This window comes from Streptomyces sp. NPDC002446, from assembly GCF_053595675.1.
Map to the genome: position 1 here is coordinate 1 of NZ_JBSFYC010000046.1, position 15,177 is coordinate 15,177.

Consider the following 15,177-nt stretch of genomic DNA (forward strand, 5'->3'; position numbering starts at 1 on the left):
TTTCTCCCCCCCGGGGCGCCCCGGGGCCGCCCACACCAAAACCGGGGGGGCCCCCCCAGTGGTGGCTGGCGGGCACGGCCGTTTCGTCGGGAACGATCGCTCAGACGTTGAAGCCCAGCGCGCGGAGCTGCTCACGGCCGTCATCGGTGATCTTGTCCGGGCCCCACGGGGGCATCCAGACCCAGTTGATCTTCAGTTCGCTGACGATGCCGTCCGTGGCGGACTTCGCCTGGTCCTCGATGACGTCGGTCAGCGGGCAGGCCGCGGAGGTCAGCGTCATGTCGATGGTGGCGATGTTGGCGTCGTCGATGTGGATGCCGTAGATCAGCCCCAGGTTGACGACGTCGATACCCAGCTCGGGGTCGACGACGTCGTACAGCGCCTCGCGGACCTCCTCCTCGGAGGCCGGCTTGGTGGTGGTCGGGCTCTCGGTCATGCGGTCTTCGCCTCCTCGGAGAGGGCCTTGGCCGTGGCGTCCTTCCAGGCCATCCAGCTCAGCAGCGCGCACTTCACGCGTGCGGGGTACTTGGAGACACCGGCGAACGCCACCGCGTCCTCCAGCACCTCCTCCATCGCGTCATCCGGCTCGACCTGCCCCTTGGACTGCATCAGCTCCAGGAAGGTCTCCTGGATCTTCTGCGCCTCGCCGAGCTCCTTGCCGACCAGGAGGTCGTTGAGCACCGACGCGCTGGCCTGGCTGATGGAGCAGCCCTGGCCCTCGTAGGACACGTCCTCGATCGTCGCGCCGTCGAGCCGGACGCGCAGCGTGATCTCGTCGCCGCACGTGGGGTTGACGTGGTGCACCTCGGCGTCGCCGTCCCGAAGACCGCGCCCATGGGGGTGCTTGTAGTGGTCCAGGATGACGTCCTGGTACATGGAATCCAGCTTCACGGCTCAGTCAGTCCTCGTCCTCATCCGCTGTGCCTGCCTATCCGAAGAAGTTGCGCACGTGCTCCAGGCCCTCGACCAGGGCGTCGACCTCGGCCGGCGTGGAGTACAGATAGAACGACGCTCGCGTGGTCGCAGGAATTCCGTAGCGCAGGCAGACCGGGCGCGCGCAGTGGTGCCCCACCCGGACCGCTATGCCCTGCTCGTCCAGCACCTGGCCGACGTCGTGCGGATGGATGTCGCCGAGCGTGAAGGAGATCGTCGCGCCGCGCTCCTCGGCCGTGCTCGGGCCGATGATGCGCAGGTCGGGGACCTCCAGCAGCCGCTTGACGGCGTACTCGGTGATCGCGTGCTCATGCGCCGCGATCTTGTCCATGCCGACCGAGGTGAGGTAGTCCACGGCCGCGCCGAGGCCGACGGCCTGGGCGATCGGGGGCGTACCGGCCTCGAACTTGTGCGGTGCCGGGGCGTACGTCGAGGAGTGCATCGAGACGGTCTCGATCATCTCGCCGCCGCCGAGGAACGGCGGGAGGTCCTCCAGCAGCTCCTGGCGGCCCCACAGGACGCCGATGCCGGTCGGGCCGCACATCTTGTGGCCGGTGAAGGCCACGAAGTCGGCCTGCAGCGCCTGCACGTCCAGCACCATGTGCGGGGCGGCCTGCGAGGCGTCGATGCAGACCAGCGCGCCGACCTCCTGGGCCCGCCGGATGATCGTCTCGACCGGGTTGATGGTGCCCATGATGTTGGAGACCAGCGTGAACGAGACGATCTTCGTCTGCTCGGTGATGACCTCGTCGATGTTGGACAGGTCGAGGCGGCCGTCGTCGGTGATGCCGAACCACTTCAGCTTCGCGCCGGTGCGCTGCGCCAGCAGCTGCCACGGGACGATGTTGGAGTGGTGCTCCATCTCCGTGATGACGATCTCGGTCTCGCGGTCCACGCGGTAGGGCTCTTCGGCCCAGCCGAGCATGTTGGCCACGAGGTTGAGCGACTCCGAGGCGTTCTTGGTGAAGATCACCTCGTTGCGGCTCGGGGCGTTGATGAAGGCCGCCACCTTGTCGCGGGCGCCTTCGTACAGCGCCGTGGCCTCCTCGGCGAGCACATGCACGCCGCGGTGGACGTTGGCGTTGTGGCGTTCGTAGTAGGCGTTCAGGGCGTCGAGGACCTGGCGCGGCTTCTGGGAGGTCGCCGCGTTGTCCAGGTACACGATCTTCTTCCCGTCGTGGACCTGGCGGTCCAGGAGGGGGAAGTCCTTACGGATCGCCTCTGTGTCGAGGAGGCCCGGCAGCTGTGTCACGCGGTTGCGCCACCCTTCACATACGCCTCGTAGCCCTCGGCCTCCAGCTTGTCCGCGAGCTCCGGGCCGCCGGACTCGGCGATCCGGCCGTTGGCGAAGACATGGACGTGGTCGGGCTTGATGTAACGGAGAATCCGCGTGTAGTGCGTGATGAGCAGGGTGCCCACCTCGCCGGTCTCGCGGATGCGGTTGACGCCCTCGGAGACGATCCGCAGCGCGTCGACGTCCAGGCCGGAGTCGGTCTCGTCGAGGATCGCGATGGCCGGCTTGAGCAGCTCCAGCTGGAGGATCTCGTGCCGCTTCTTCTCACCGCCGGAGAAGCCCTCGTTGACGTTGCGCTCGGCGAACGACGGGTCCATCTGGAGGCGCTCCATGGCCTCCTTGACCTCCTTGACCCACAGCCGCAGCTTGGGGGCCTCGCCGCGGATCGCGGTCGCGGAGGTGCGCAGGAAGTTGGAGACCGAGACGCCGGGGACCTCGACCGGGTACTGCATCGCGAGGAAGACGCCGGCCCGGGCGCGCTCGTCGACGGACATCTCCAGGACGTCCTCACCGTCGAGGGTGACGGTGCCGCCGGTGATCGTGTACTTCGGGTGGCCCGCGAGGGAGTAGGCGAGGGTCGACTTGCCGGAGCCGTTGGGGCCCATGATGGCGTGCGTCTCGCCCTGCTTCACGGTCAGGTCGACGCCCTTCAGGATCTCGCGCGGGCCGTTCTCGGCCTCGACGGAGACGTGCAGGTCGTGGATCTCAAGCGTTGCCATGGGGAACTCAGGACTCCTGGGTGACGGAGACGAGCACGTCGTCCCCTTCGATCTTTACGGGGTATACGGGGACGGGGCGCGTCGCGGGAAGGCCGTTCGGCTTGCCGGTGCGCAGGTCGAAGCTCGAACCGTGCAGCCAGCACTCGATCGAGCAGTCCTCGACCTCGCCCTCCGAGAGGGAGACGTTCGCATGCGAGCAGATGTCGTTGATCGCGAACACCTCGCCCTCGGTGCGGACCAGGGAGACGGGGACGCCGTCGAGCTCCACCCGCTTGGGGGTGTCGTCCTCCAGCTCGCTGAGCGCCGCTGCGCGTACGTACGTCATACCGCGGACGCTTCCAGCTCGGCCTCGATCTTGCTCATCAGCCGCTCCTCGACGTCCGGCAGGCCGATCTGCTGGACCAGCTCGGCGAAGAAGCCGCGCACGACCAGCCGGCGGGCCTCATCGGCCGGGATGCCCCGGGCCATCAGGTAGAACAGCTGCTCGTCGTCGAAGCGGCCGGTCGCCGAGGCGTGGCCGGCGCCGACGATCTCGCCGGTCTCGATCTCCAGGTTGGGCACCGAGTCGACCCGCGCGCCGTCGGTCAGGACGAGGTTGCGGTTGAGCTCGTAGGTGTCCGTGCCGGTGGCCGAGGCCTGGATCAGGACGTCGCCGATCCAGACGGCGTGCGCGTCCTCGCCCTGCAGCGCGCCCTTGTAGGTCACGTGGGAGCGGCAGTTGGGCACCTCGTGGTCGACGAAGAGGCGGTGCTCGTGGTGCTGGCCCTGCTCGGTGAAGTACAGGCCGTAGAGCTCGGCCTCGCCGCCGGGGCCCGCGTAGGTGATCCGGGGGTGGAGGCGGACGAGGTCGCCGCCGAAGGTGACGACGACGGACTTGAAGGTGGCGTCCCGGCCGACCAGGGCGTTGTGCTGCCCGGTGTGGACGGCGTGGTCGTCCCAGTCCTGGACGGAGACGACGGTCAGCTTGGCGCCGTCGCCCAGGAGGTAGTCGACGTTGGCGGCGAGCACCGCGTCACCGGTGTGGTCGATGACGACGACCGCCTCGGCGAAGGCTCCGAGCTCGATGACCTGATGGCCGAAGGCGGTGCCGCCCTCGCCGTGGACGGCGATGCGGATCGGCTCGGTCAGCACGGTCTCCTTGGGGACCGTGACCACCGAAGCCTTCTCGAACGAGCTGTAGGCCTGGGCGGCGACCCGGTCCACGGGCTTGCCGCCCTTGCCGACCCGCGGGTCGGTGCGGTCGACCAGCTCGTGCGTGACGCCCTCGGGCGCGGTGATGTCGATCTTCAGGTCGGGGCCGCCGGCCGTCGCGCTGCCGTCGTGCAGGCCCTTGAGGCGCGCGAGGGGCGTGAAGCGCCACTCCTCCTCGCGGCCGTGCGGCACCGGGAAGTCCGCCACGTCGTAGGACGGCGGGGCGCTCATCCGGGTGGCGACGGTGGACTCCGCGGCCACCGCGATGGAGCCGGTGGTCGTGGAACCCGCCGGGATGTTCTGAGCCTCAGCCATGGCTGTCGTAGTGCTCGCTTTCTGCGTTCAGGGAGTCAGTCGCTGCTGGGGGCCGGGCGTCAGCCGACCGCGCCTTCCATCTGCAGCTCGATCAGCCGGTTCAGCTCCAGCGCGTACTCCATCGGCAGCTCACGGGCGATCGGCTCGACGAAGCCGCGCACGATCATCGCCATGGCCTCGTCCTCGGACAGGCCGCGCGCCATCAGGTAGAAGAGCTGGTCCTCGCTGACCTTGGAGACGGTCGCCTCGTGGCCCATGGAGACGTCGTCCTCGCGGACGTCGACGTAGGGGTAGGTGTCCGAGCGGGAGATGGTGTCCACCAGCAGGGCGTCGCACAGCACGTTGGACTTGGAGCCCGCCGCGCCCTCGCCGATCTCGACCAGACCGCGGTAGGAGGTACGGCCGCCGCCTCGCGCCACCGACTTGGAGACGATGTTGGAGGAGGTGTTCGGCGCCATGTGGACCATCTTGGAGCCGGCGTCCTGGTGCTGGCCCTCGCCCGCGAAGGCGATGGACAGGGTCTCGCCCTTGGCGTGCTCGCCCATCAGGTAGACCGCCGGGTACTTCATCGTCACCTTGGAGCCGAGGTTGCCGTCGACCCACTCCATGGTCGCGCCCTCGTAGGCGACGGCGCGCTTGGTGACCAGGTTGTAGACGTTGTTCGACCAGTTCTGGATGGTCGTGTAGCGGCAGCGGCCGCCCTTCTTCACGATGATCTCGACGACCGCGGAGTGCAGCGAGTCCGACTTGTAGATCGGCGCCGTGCAGCCCTCGACGTAGTGCACATAGGCGTCCTCGTCGACGATGATCAGCGTCCGCTCGAACTGGCCCATGTTCTCGGTGTTGATCCGGAAGTAGGCCTGCAGCGGGATGTCGACGTGGACACCCTTGGGGACGTAGATGAACGAGCCGCCGGACCACACCGCGGTGTTCAGCGAAGCGAACTTGTTGTCACCGACGGGGATGACCGTGCCGAAGTACTCCTGGAAGAGCTCCGGGTGCTCCTTCAGCGCGGTGTCGGTGTCCAGGAAGATGACGCCCTGCGCCTCCAGGTCCTCACGGATCTGGTGGTAGACGACCTCGGACTCGTACTGCGCTGCGACACCGGCGACCAGGCGCTGCTTCTCCGCCTCGGGGATGCCGAGCTTGTCGTAGGTGTTCTTGATGTCCTCGGGCAGGTCCTCCCAGGAGGCGGCCTGCTGCTCGGTGGAGCGGACGAAGTACTTGATGTTGTCGAAGTCGATGCCGGACAGGTCCGAGCCCCAGTTGGGCATGGGCTTCTTGTCGAAGAGGCGCAGGCCCTTGAGGCGGAGCTTGAGCATCCACTCCGGCTCGTTCTTCTTCGCCGAGATGTCGCGGACGACGTCCTCGGACAGGCCGCGCTTGGCGGAGGCACCGGCCACGTCGGAGTCGGCCCAGCCGTATTCGTACTTGCCCAGGCCCTCGAGCTCAGGGTGAGCAGTCTCCGTGGGGAGCGTCATGCGGGGTTCCTCCCGGCCGTGCTTGCAGATGCTGTGGTGGTCTTCTTGGGGTGCTCACCAGTGCGGTGAGCCGCCTTGCCGGCTCCGGCCTTCGGGACGAAGGTCGTACACACCCCGTCGCCGTGGGCGATGGTGGCAAGACGCTGTACGTGGGTCCCGAGCAGACGGGAGAAGACCTCGGTCTCCGCCTCGCACAGCTGCGGGTACTGCTCGGCGACATGGGCGACCGGGCAGTGGTGCTGGCAGAGCTGTTCACCGAGCTGGGGGTTGGGCGCGCTGCGCGCCGTAGCAGCGTACCCGTCCGCGGTCAACGCCTTCGCAAGGGCCTCGGTACGGGCCTGGGGCTCGGCGCTCTCGACCGCCTGGCGGTAGCCCTCGGCCTGCGCGGCGAAGCGCGCGCGGGCGAACGCGGCGACCGCGGCCTCGCCCTTCTCGCCGCCGCCGGCACTCTGCGCGATCCAGCGCAGCGCGTCGGAGGCGAGCTGGTCGTAGGCCTGGTCGAAGGCGTCCCGCCCGCAGTCGGTGAGGGCGAAGGCCTTGGCCGGGCGGCCGCGGCCACGCGTGCCGTAGACCCGCTTCTCGCGGGGCTCGACGACGCCCTCCGCGACCAGCGCGTCCAGATGGCGGCGGACCGCGGCCTGGGTCAGCTCCAGACGGAGCGCGAGCTCGGCCGCGGTGGACGGACCGTGGTCGAGAATGGAGCGGGCGACCCTGTTGCGGGTGCCCTGCTGCTCGTCGTGCGGCGCCGGGGTGTGCTTCTTCGTCTGCTCGGCCCGCTCGGGCGTGGCGGCGTCCGGCCCGGCGGTCTGCTCGACCGCGGGCTCTCGCCGATCCTCGCTCGCGTATTTCACAACGCCATTGTTGCGTAATTCGTCAAACCGGTTCAAGCCTCGTCCAGCCCGTGGACTGGTGGCCTCTATCACTTAGGCTTACCTAATTTCAAGCCCCCTCCGGAGGCCCGGAAGCCGCGCCGACCTGCGACGGTGTGCCCCGGCCGGGGCCGCCCCGGCCCGGCCCCGTACGGCCGCCGAAAATCACCGGGCCCCACACGGCCGGATTGACTACCCCGGAGCCCGTCAGGCCGGGGCGCCCGGACCCGGCACGCGTCGGGGTTCGAGCCCCCCTTGCCCCCAAACCCCCGTTGCCGCCCTGCCCCTCTCTCTTCGTAGACTGCCCGGCATGCGCAGCAGCTCCCCGGGGGGCGCCCCCCGGACCTCCGGCCGAGAGCCTGCCGTCGAGGTCGTCGGCCTGGTCAAGCGATACGGGGCCAAGGCCGCCGTGGACGGACTCGACCTGACCGTCGCCCGCGGCGCGGTCACCGCCGTGCTCGGCCCCAACGGCGCCGGCAAGACCACCACCGTCGAGACCTGCGAGGGCTACCGCCGCCCGGACGCCGGCCACGTCCGCGTCCTGGGCCTGGACCCGGTCGCCGACGCCGCGCGGCTGCGGCCGCGGATCGGCGTGATGCTGCAGTCCGGCGGCGTCTACGCGGGCGCCCGCGCCGAGGAGATGCTGCGGCACACCGCCACCCTGCACGCCCACCCCCTCGACGTCGGCATGCTCATCGAGCGCCTCGGCCTGGGCGGCTGCGGGCGGACGCCCTACCGGCGGCTGTCCGGCGGCCAGCAGCAGCGCCTCGCGCTGGCGATGGCCGTGGTCGGCCGCCCCGAACTGGTCTTCCTCGACGAGCCGACGGCCGGCCTCGACCCGCAGGCCCGCCGCGCGACCTGGGACCTCGTACGGGAGCTGCGCGCCGACGGCGTGAGCTGCGTGCTGACCACCCACTTCATGGACGAGGCCGAGCAGCTCGCCGACGACGTCGCGATCATCGACGGCGGCCGGGTGATCGCCCAGGGAAGCCCGGAGGAGCTGTGCCGCGGCGGCGCGGAGAACAGCCTGCGCTTCACCGGGCGGCCGGGGCTGGACCTCGCCTCGCTGCTCAAGGCGCTGCCCGCGGACAGCGCCGCCACGGAGCCGGCCTCCGGCACCTACCGCGTACGCGGCAAGATCAATCCGCAGCTGCTGGCCACGGTCGCCTCGTGGTGCGCGCAGAACGGGGTGATGCCGGACGCGATAGCCGTCGAGCGGCACACCCTGGAGGACGTCTTCCTGGAGCTCACCGGTAAGGAGCTGCGCGCATGACCGCCACCGAGGCCTCTGCCGCCACCGGCACGTTCACCCCGCGGCCCGGTGCGGCGCCGCTGTCCCGGATGATCCGGGCGCAGGCCGCCCTGGAGACCAGGATGCTGCTGCGCAACGGCGAGCAGCTGCTGCTGACCGTGGTCATCCCGACGCTGCTGCTGGTGCTGTTCTCCACCGTCGACATCGTGGACACCGGCGCCGGGAAGGCGGTGGACTTCCTCGCGCCGGGCGTGCTCGCCCTCGCCGTGATGTCCACCGCGTTCACCGGACAGGCCATCGCCACCGGCTTCGAGCGCCGCTACGGCGTCCTCAAGCGGCTCGGCGCCTCGCCGCTCCCCCGCTGGGCGCTGATGGCCGCCAAGACCTGCTCGGTGCTGGTCACCGAGGCGCTGCAGATCGTGCTGCTGACGGTCATCGCCTTCGCCCTGGGCTGGTCGCCGCAGGGCAACCCGGCCTCGGTGGTCCTGCTGCTCGTCCTCGGTACGGCCGCGTTCTCCGGGCTCGGTCTCCTGATGGCCGGGACGCTGAAGGCCGAGGCGACGCTCGCCGCCGCCAACCTCGTCTTCCTGCTGCTGCTCGTCGGCGGCGGTGTGATCGTCCCGCTGGAGAAGTTCCCGGACGCCGCCCAGTCGGTGCTCGGGCTGCTGCCGGTCTCCGCGCTGTCGGACGGCCTGCGCGACGTGCTCCAGCACGGCGCCGGCCTGCCCTGGGCCGACCTCGGGATCCTCGCCGTATGGGCCGTGCTCGGGCTGGGCGCGGCGGCGCGGTTCTTCCGCTGGGAGTAGCCGCACAGGCGGCGGCGAGGCGGGAGGGGCCCCCGAGGCGACTCCCCCAGACCCCCTCGTACTGCGACTTCCCCGGGGAGGCGACTCCCCCGGACCCCCTCGTACTGCGTCTCCCCCGGGGAAGCGACTCCCCCGGCCCCCCTCGTGAAACTTTGCACAAGCCTCCGCCTACGATGGCTCCCGTGCCGAACACGCTGAATCCCCTTGAGCTGATCGCCCGCCGCTGGCAGCCGTCCGCGGCCTTTGTGCGACGCGCCGCGCTGGCCACCGTCGTGATGGCCGTGATCATCGTCGTCACGGGCGGCGCCGTCCGGCTCTCCCAGTCCGGGCTGGGCTGCTCGACCTGGCCCAAGTGCACCCCGGAGAGCCTGACGCCGACCGCCGCGATGGGCATCAACGGCCTCATCGAGTTCGGCAACCGCATGCTGACGTACGTGCTGTGCGCGGTCGTGGGGCTGTTCATCATCGCCGCCCGCGCCCGGCACCCCCGCCGCCGCTCGCTCACCAGGCTCGGCTGGGCCCAGTTCTGGATCGTCATGCTCAACGCCGTCATCGGCGGCATCACGGTCCTGACCGGCCTGAACCCCTACATCGTCAGCTCGCACTTCCTGGCGTCCACGGGGCTGCTCACGGTCGCCGTGGTCAGCTGGAAGCGGGCGGGCGAGGGCGACGAGGAGCCGCGTGACCTGGTGGCCCGCCCGGTGCGGCAGCTGACCTGGCTGCTGGTGGCGGCGACCGCCGCGCTCACCGTCGTCGGCACGGTCGTCACCGGCACGGGCCCGCACGCGGGCGACGCGAAGAAGGTCCACCGCATCCCGCTGGACTGGCAGGAGATCACCCAGCTGCACGTCGACTTCGTCTACATCGTCGTCGGCCTGTCCGTCGCGCTGTGGTTCACGCTGCGCGCCGTCAAGGCCCCGGCCGCCCCGCGCCGTACGGTCCTGGAGCTGCTCGCCTGCCTCGGCGCGCAGGGCGTCATCGGCTACGTCCAGTACTTCCTGGGCCTGCCCGAGATCGTCATCGGGCTCCACATGCTGGGCTCGGCCCTGGTGTGGATCTGTGTGCTGCGGGTCTTCCTGTCGCTGCGCGACCACGGTCCGCTCCAGGAGGAGGACCCCGACGCGCCCGCTCCCTCCGGGGAGCACGAGGCGCTCGACGCTCAGGTGGCCTCCGCGCCCAGCCGGTAGACGCGGCGCGCGGTCCCGGACGCGATCATCTCCGTGATCCGCCGCCCGTCGTCGGGGCCGCACAGCCCTTCGGCGGTCCACTCCCGTAAGAGGCGCCCCATGGCGCGCAGGAAGAACCGGGCTCCGGTCACATAGAGCTCGGGCAGCCCGCGGGCCCCCGAGGAGAACAGCAGCTTGCCGAACGGCGCCTGCGGCAGGGTCTCCTCGGGCCGGGGTCCTGCGTCGGCGTAGACATGGGCGTGGACGGCGGCGAGCTGGGCCGCGCGGCGGTGGTGCGGGGCCGCGGGAAGCAGGACGAGGTCCGAGCCGATGCCGCTGGTGGCGCGCAGAAAGGCCGCCAGCGGGCGCGGGTCGGGGCAGTGCAGCTGTACGGGCAGGCCGGTGGCCACCGCGCTCCACAGGAGGTGCCGTACGAGGGCGGGCTCGGCGAGCCGGTCCCCGGGGCGGCGGGCACGCAGCCAGCGGTCCGCGGCGCGCCTCACCTCACCGGCTTCCGGGGCGTTGCCGTCGCAGTAGGTGGCGCCGGACGCGAAGGCGGTGGCGTGCTGGGCCGCGGCGTAGAGGGCCTCGGCGGTGTAGCCGATGAAGGAGTCGACGCTGCCGGAGGTGTCGGCGACCTGCTCGGCGAGCGGTTCCAGCCGTACGACCTCGTGGGCGCGGGCCTCGGCGGCGGTGGCGAGTTCGGTGGCCGAGGTCAGATCGCTGGGGGTGCCGGCCTCCAGCAGGAAGGTGCCGATGCCGGAGCCGCGCAGCAGCATCCGGCCGGCCTTGTAGGCGCCCACCTCTCGTCTGCGGGCCAGATAGCGGGCCGGCGGACAGTGCGGCTCCAGGCCGAGCAGCGGGGGGCACCAGCGGCGTATCGCGAGGCCGGTGAGGCTGTCGAAGTAGCTGGTGCCGGCGGGGGCCGGGGCGCGTGCGCCGACCGCGGCCGCCAGGTGGGTCTCGAAGGAGCCCAGGCCGAGCTCGCCGTGCACCGCGCCGTGGCTGTACTGATCGATGAGCGGGGGCTGATCCACCAGGAAGGGAAGGCCGTCCATCCGCTCCTCCTCGCCGAGAGCCCACCGGGCGTGGCCGAAGCGCCGCGCTCGGTGGGCTTAACGGAAGAGGTGGTGGTGAGGTAGCGGGCTCCGCTTGTGGTGTGCGCCCGGCGCTCGGGTTGTGGTGTGCGCCCGGCGCTCAGGGGTTGGCGGGGCCGCCCACCTGGATACCCGCCATCCGGGACCACTCGTAGGGGCCGGTGCGGACCCTGGCGGCGAGCTCGCCGTCGAAGTCGTCCTGAAGGGTGACCCCGGCCTTGGCGACGGCCTCCTTGGCGGAGTCGAAGCTGTCCGCGACGAGGTTGCCCCACTCGCCGTTGGCCCCGACCAGGGCGATCCGGGTGCGGCCGCGGCCGATGTGCGCGAGCTGGCCCTCGGCGCTGCCGCCGTGGGAGTCGGCGAAGGCGCGGATCTGCCGGGCGAGCTTGGCCGTGCGCTTGTCGGCCCTGCCGCCGTCGTTCGCACCGTCCACCGTCGTCACCTGCTCGTCCGCCTGCTGGGTGTCTGCCATGAACAGCATGCTACCCGCGGGTAATCACCTGAGGAAGGGATCCACGGCGACCGCGACGAACAGCAGCGAGACATAGGTGATCGACCAGTGGAACAGCCGCATCTCCTTGAGCTTGGGGCCCGTGATCCCGGCCTTGGCGCGGGACTGCAGGGCGTGCGCCTCCTTGAGCCAGAAGGCGCCGCAGGCGAGGGCGACCGCGGTGTAGAACCAGCCGGTGTAGCCCAGCGGCTGGAGCAGCAGCGAGACGGCGACCATCACCCAGCTGTAGGCGACGATCTGGCGGGCCACGGCCTTGTTGCCGGCGATGACCGGCAGCATCGGCACGCCGACCCGCTCGTAGTCGTCCTTGGCCTTCATCGACAGCGGCCAGTAGTGCGGCGGCGTCCAGAAGAAGATCACGAGGAAGAGGACCAGCGCCGCCCAGGAGACCGAGTTCGTCACCGCGGACCAGCCGATGAAGACCGGCATACAGCCCGCGATGCCGCCCCAGACGATGTTCTGCGAGGTGCGCCGCTTGAGGATCATCGTGTAGACGACGACATAGAAGAGCAGCGCCCCGAGCGACAGCATCGCCGACAGCGGGTTGACCAGGAACCAGAACCAGGCGGTGGAGCCGACCGCGAGGGCGGACGCGAAGACCAGGCACTCGCGCGGCGAGACCATGCCGGTGCACAGCGGCCGCTGCGAGGTGCGGTCCATCAGCGCGTCGATGTCGCGGTCGATGTACATGTTGAAGGCGGCCGCACCGCCGGCGGAGAGGTATCCGCCGACGCAGGTCGCCAGCACGAGCCAGAGGTCCGGGACTCCGCCGGCCGCCAGGAACATCACCGGAATCGTCGTCATCAGCAGCAGCTCGATGACGCGCGGCTTGGTGAGCGCCACGAACGCCTTGACACGGGCACCGAACGGGCGGTGACCTGGACCCCCGGGGCTCGGAGAGAGCACGCCCGCAGGACGGGATTCGACGGCCGTCACGCACACCCCTGGAAGTAACATCAGCGGCTCCCGCCGCGGAAGAGATAAGGCCTGCAAGCCCATTCCGGCCGTGTAAACCCGGCAAAAGCTTGCGCGTACCACGCCACTTTAGACGTTGGCCATAGGGCGATCTTCTCCGGGGTGGGTCGTGTTGGGCGGGGGCGGGCGGCGGCCGCGGCTGCTTTCCCCGGGCGTTCGCCCCGCGGCCGGGAGGCGAAGGCGGCCGGCCCCCGGCACTCTGGTCGTATGGCCGCCGGAACCGGACCGGGAAGGCCGGGGTCCCGGCGCGGTGGCCCGAAGCAGCGAACCCCTGCTCGGCGCTGCCCACCGATTGAGCGTCAAGAGCGCCGACTGAGCACAGACTGAGCGTCGAAAACACCGACTGAGCGTCGAAAAGGCGCACGCACCAGCGGGGGTAGGCTCGACACCGCCTGGCGGATATACCGTCCGCGGCATTCGACATGTGGAGAGGAGCCCTGACTCAGGGTGAGCACCAAGCCGACCACCACAGATTTCGAGTGGACCGAACTGGACCAGCGGGCGGTGGACACCGTCCGCGTCCTGGCCATGGATTCCGTGCAGAAGGTCGGTAACGGCCATCCCGGTACGGCCATGAGCCTGGCGCCGGCCGCCTATGTGCTGTTCCAGAAGCTGATGCGGCACGACCCGGCGGACGCGGACTGGACCGGCCGCGACCGGTTCGTCCTCTCCGCGGGCCACTCCAGCCTGACCCTCTACATCCAGCTCTACCTCGCCGGCTACGGCCTGGAGCTGGACGACCTCAAGGCCTTCCGTACGTGGGGCTCGAAGACCCCCGGCCACCCGGAGTACGGCCACACCACCGGCGTGGAGACCACCACCGGCCCGCTGGGCCAGGGTGTCGCCAACGCCGTCGGCATGGCGATGGCGGCCCGCTACGAGCGCGGTCTGTTCGACCCCGAGGCGGCGCCGGGCACCTCTCCGTTCGACCACACCATCTACGTCATCGCCGGCGACGGCTGCCTCCAGGAGGGCATCTCCGCCGAGGCCTCCTCCCTGGCGGGCCACCAGAAGCTCGGCAACCTCGTCATGCTGTGGGACGACAACCACATCTCGATCGAGGGCGACACCGAGACCGCGATCTCCGAGGACACCCTCAAGCGCTACGAGGCCTACGGCTGGCACGTCCAGCGGGTCGAGCAGCTGCCCAACGGCGACCTGGACCCGGCCGGTCTGGCCCGTGCCCTTGAGGCCGCCAAGGCCGAGACCGAGCGCCCGTCGTTCATCGCGGCCCGCTCGATCATCGCCTGGCCGGCCCCCAACGCCCAGAACACCGAGGCCGCGCACGGCTCGGCGCTGGGCGACGAGGAGGTCGCGGCCACCAAGCGCGTCCTGGGCTTCGACCCGGAGCAGTCCTTCGAGGTCGCGGGCGAGGTGATCGCGCACACCCGCGCCGCCCTCGACCGCGGCCGCGACGCCAAGAAGGAGTGGGAGAAGTCGTTCGCCGCCTGGCGCACGGCCAACCCGGAGCGCGCCGCGGAGTTCGACCGGATCGCCGCGGGCGAGCTGCCCGAGGGCTGGGAGGACCACCTCCCGGTGTTCGAGACCGGCAAGTCCGTCGCCACCCGTGCCGCGTCCGGCAAGGTGCTGCACGCGCTCGGCGCGGTGATCCCGGAGCTGTGGGGCGGCTCGGCCGACCTGGCCGGTTCGAACAACACCACGATCGACAAGACGTCGTCGTTCCTCCCGGCGGGCAACCCGCTGCCGGAGGCCGACCCCTACGGCCGCACGATCCACTTCGGTATCCGCGAGCACTCCATGGCCGCGGAGATGAACGGCATCGCGCTGCACGGCAACACCCGCATCTACGGCGGCACCTTCCTGGTGTTCTCCGACTACATGCGCAACGCCGTCCGGCTGTCGGCCCTGATGCACCTGCCGGTGACGTACGTGTGGACGCACGACTCCGTCGGCCTGGGTGAGGACGGCCCGACCCACCAGCCCGTCGAGCACCTGGCCTCGCTGCGCGCCATCCCGGGTCTGAACATCGTCCGCCCGGCCGACGCCAACGAGACCGCCATCGCCTGGCGCGAGATCCTCAAGCGCTACACGAAGGAGTTCGGCGTCGGTGCCCCGCACGGCCTCGCGCTGACCCGTCAGGGCGTGCCGACGTACCCGGCCAACGAGGACGCGGCCAAGGGCGGTTACGTCCTGTTCGAGGCCGCCGGCGCCGACGGGCAGTCCGCCGCGCCGCAGGTCGTGCTGATCGGCACCGGCTCCGAGGTCCAGCTCGCTGTCGAGGCGCGCGAGCAGCTGCAGGCCGCGGGCGTGCCCACCCGCGTGGTGTCGATGCCGTCGGTCGAGTGGTTCGACCAGCAGGACAAGGCCTACCGCGAGAGCGTGCTGCCCCCGTCCGTCAAGGCCCGGGTCGCCGTCGAAGCCGGCATCGGCCTGACCTGGCACCGCTTCGTCGGTGACGCCGGACGCATCGTGTCGCTGGAGCACTTCGGCGCCTCGGCCGACGGCAAGGTGCTGTTCCGCGAGTTCGGCTTCACCGCCGACGCGGTGGCCGCCGCCGCCCGCGACTCCCTGGCCGCGGCCTCGGAGCTCGAAGCCGCCGCGCGCTGA

At 70.6% G+C, this 15,177-nt stretch carries 15 protein-coding genes; 4 read left to right on the forward strand and 11 right to left on the reverse strand.

Going from position 1 to position 15,177, the window contains the following annotated elements:
- Nucleotides 1-100: 100 nt before the first annotated feature.
- The 8 genes from ACWD6P_RS24115 to ACWD6P_RS24150 are packed head-to-tail and all read right to left on the reverse strand — an operon-like array spanning nucleotide 101 to nucleotide 6,784.
- Nucleotides 101-436 (reverse strand): metal-sulfur cluster assembly factor, encoded by a 336-nt coding sequence (locus ACWD6P_RS24115; RefSeq protein WP_384442185.1) that lies wholly within the window; start codon nucleotides 434-436, stop codon nucleotides 101-103.
- On the reverse strand, nucleotides 433-891 hold the full coding sequence (gene sufU, locus ACWD6P_RS24120) for a Fe-S cluster assembly sulfur transfer protein SufU (protein ID WP_030411905.1): 459 nt from the start codon (nucleotides 889-891) through the stop codon (nucleotides 433-435). Before sufU ends, ACWD6P_RS24115 begins: the two co-directional genes overlap by 4 nt.
- A gap of 37 nt (nucleotides 892-928) precedes the next feature.
- On the reverse strand, nucleotides 929-2,185 hold the full coding sequence (locus ACWD6P_RS24125) for a cysteine desulfurase (protein ID WP_451446231.1): 1,257 nt from the start codon (nucleotides 2,183-2,185) through the stop codon (nucleotides 929-931).
- Nucleotides 2,182-2,946 carry a Fe-S cluster assembly ATPase SufC gene (sufC, locus tag ACWD6P_RS24130; RefSeq protein WP_451446232.1) on the reverse strand — a complete coding sequence of 255 codons (765 nt, stop codon included), beginning with the start codon at nucleotides 2,944-2,946 and terminating at the stop codon, nucleotides 2,182-2,184. Before sufC ends, ACWD6P_RS24125 begins: the two co-directional genes overlap by 4 nt.
- A 7-nt stretch (nucleotides 2,947-2,953) precedes the next feature.
- On the reverse strand, nucleotides 2,954-3,271 hold the full coding sequence (locus tag ACWD6P_RS24135; RefSeq protein WP_393909094.1) for a non-heme iron oxygenase ferredoxin subunit: 318 nt from the start codon (nucleotides 3,269-3,271) through the stop codon (nucleotides 2,954-2,956).
- Nucleotides 3,268-4,452: a Fe-S cluster assembly protein SufD gene (gene sufD, locus ACWD6P_RS24140; RefSeq protein WP_451446233.1), complete on the reverse strand. Its 1,185-nt coding sequence runs from the start codon at nucleotides 4,450-4,452 to the stop codon at nucleotides 3,268-3,270. The genes ACWD6P_RS24135 and sufD overlap by 4 nt, the downstream gene beginning before the upstream one ends.
- 59 nt (nucleotides 4,453-4,511) lie before the next feature.
- Nucleotides 4,512-5,933: a Fe-S cluster assembly protein SufB gene (gene sufB, locus ACWD6P_RS24145; RefSeq protein WP_351534402.1), complete on the reverse strand. Its 1,422-nt coding sequence runs from the start codon at nucleotides 5,931-5,933 to the stop codon at nucleotides 4,512-4,514.
- A complete protein-coding gene (locus tag ACWD6P_RS24150; RefSeq protein WP_451446234.1) occupies nucleotides 5,930-6,784 on the reverse strand; it encodes a helix-turn-helix transcriptional regulator in 855 nt (284 codons plus the stop codon). The genes sufB and ACWD6P_RS24150 overlap by 4 nt, the downstream gene beginning before the upstream one ends.
- A 328-nt stretch (nucleotides 6,785-7,112) precedes the next feature.
- Between ACWD6P_RS24150 and ACWD6P_RS24155 the strand changes: the two genes are divergently transcribed.
- The 3 genes from ACWD6P_RS24155 (at nucleotide 7,113) to ACWD6P_RS24165 (ending at nucleotide 10,047) form a co-directional block, all read left to right on the forward strand.
- Nucleotides 7,113-8,075, forward strand: coding sequence for an ABC transporter ATP-binding protein (locus tag ACWD6P_RS24155; RefSeq protein ID WP_451446235.1), 963 nt, complete (start codon nucleotides 7,113-7,115; stop codon nucleotides 8,073-8,075).
- Nucleotides 8,072-8,860 carry an ABC transporter permease gene (locus tag ACWD6P_RS24160; protein ID WP_451446236.1) on the forward strand — a complete coding sequence of 263 codons (789 nt, stop codon included), beginning with the start codon at nucleotides 8,072-8,074 and terminating at the stop codon, nucleotides 8,858-8,860. The genes ACWD6P_RS24155 and ACWD6P_RS24160 overlap by 4 nt, the downstream gene beginning before the upstream one ends.
- 182 nt (nucleotides 8,861-9,042) lie before the next feature.
- Nucleotides 9,043-10,047: a COX15/CtaA family protein gene (locus ACWD6P_RS24165; RefSeq protein ID WP_451446237.1), complete on the forward strand. Its 1,005-nt coding sequence runs from the start codon at nucleotides 9,043-9,045 to the stop codon at nucleotides 10,045-10,047.
- Here ACWD6P_RS24165 and ACWD6P_RS24170 read toward each other — a convergent pair.
- The 3 genes from ACWD6P_RS24170 to ACWD6P_RS24180 all read right to left on the reverse strand — a co-directional run bounded on the left by ACWD6P_RS24170 (nucleotide 10,020) and on the right by ACWD6P_RS24180 (nucleotide 12,570).
- Complete coding sequence (locus ACWD6P_RS24170; RefSeq protein WP_451446238.1) at nucleotides 10,020-11,084, reverse strand: amidohydrolase; 1,065 nt, start codon at nucleotides 11,082-11,084, stop codon at nucleotides 10,020-10,022. The two genes, ACWD6P_RS24165 and ACWD6P_RS24170, sit on opposite strands and share 28 nt — an antisense overlap.
- A 139-nt stretch (nucleotides 11,085-11,223) precedes the next feature.
- Nucleotides 11,224-11,604: a hypothetical protein gene (locus ACWD6P_RS24175; protein ID WP_451446239.1), complete on the reverse strand. Its 381-nt coding sequence runs from the start codon at nucleotides 11,602-11,604 to the stop codon at nucleotides 11,224-11,226.
- A gap of 15 nt (nucleotides 11,605-11,619) precedes the next feature.
- A complete protein-coding gene (locus ACWD6P_RS24180) occupies nucleotides 11,620-12,570 on the reverse strand; it encodes a heme o synthase (protein WP_451446240.1) in 951 nt (316 codons plus the stop codon).
- A 486-nt stretch (nucleotides 12,571-13,056) separates the two neighbouring features.
- Here ACWD6P_RS24180 and tkt point away from each other — a divergent pair, with 486 nt between their 5' ends.
- Nucleotides 13,057-15,177: a transketolase gene (gene tkt / locus ACWD6P_RS24185; RefSeq protein WP_451446241.1), complete on the forward strand. Its 2,121-nt coding sequence runs from the start codon at nucleotides 13,057-13,059 to the stop codon at nucleotides 15,175-15,177.

Bases quoted from the DNA above. Each gene is read 5' to 3' on its own strand.
- ACWD6P_RS24115 (WP_384442185.1), bottom strand. From the start codon at position 436: ATGACCGAGAGCCCGACCACCACCAAGCCGGCCTCCGAGGAGGAGGTC.
- sufC (WP_451446232.1), bottom strand. From the start codon at position 2,946: ATGGCAACGCTTGAGATCCACGACCTGCACGTCTCCGTCGAGGCCGAG.
- ACWD6P_RS24135 (WP_393909094.1), bottom strand. From the start codon at position 3,271: ATGACGTACGTACGCGCAGCGGCGCTCAGCGAGCTGGAGGACGACACC.
- sufD (WP_451446233.1), bottom strand. From the start codon at position 4,452: ATGGCTGAGGCTCAGAACATCCCGGCGGGTTCCACGACCACCGGCTCC.
- sufB (WP_351534402.1), bottom strand. From the start codon at position 5,933: ATGACGCTCCCCACGGAGACTGCTCACCCTGAGCTCGAGGGCCTGGGC.
- ACWD6P_RS24155 (WP_451446235.1), top strand. From the start codon at position 7,113: ATGCGCAGCAGCTCCCCGGGGGGCGCCCCCCGGACCTCCGGCCGAGAG.
- ACWD6P_RS24160 (WP_451446236.1), top strand. From the start codon at position 8,072: ATGACCGCCACCGAGGCCTCTGCCGCCACCGGCACGTTCACCCCGCGG.
- ACWD6P_RS24170 (WP_451446238.1), bottom strand. From the start codon at position 11,084: ATGGACGGCCTTCCCTTCCTGGTGGATCAGCCCCCGCTCATCGATCAG.
- ACWD6P_RS24175 (WP_451446239.1), bottom strand. From the start codon at position 11,604: ATGCTGTTCATGGCAGACACCCAGCAGGCGGACGAGCAGGTGACGACG.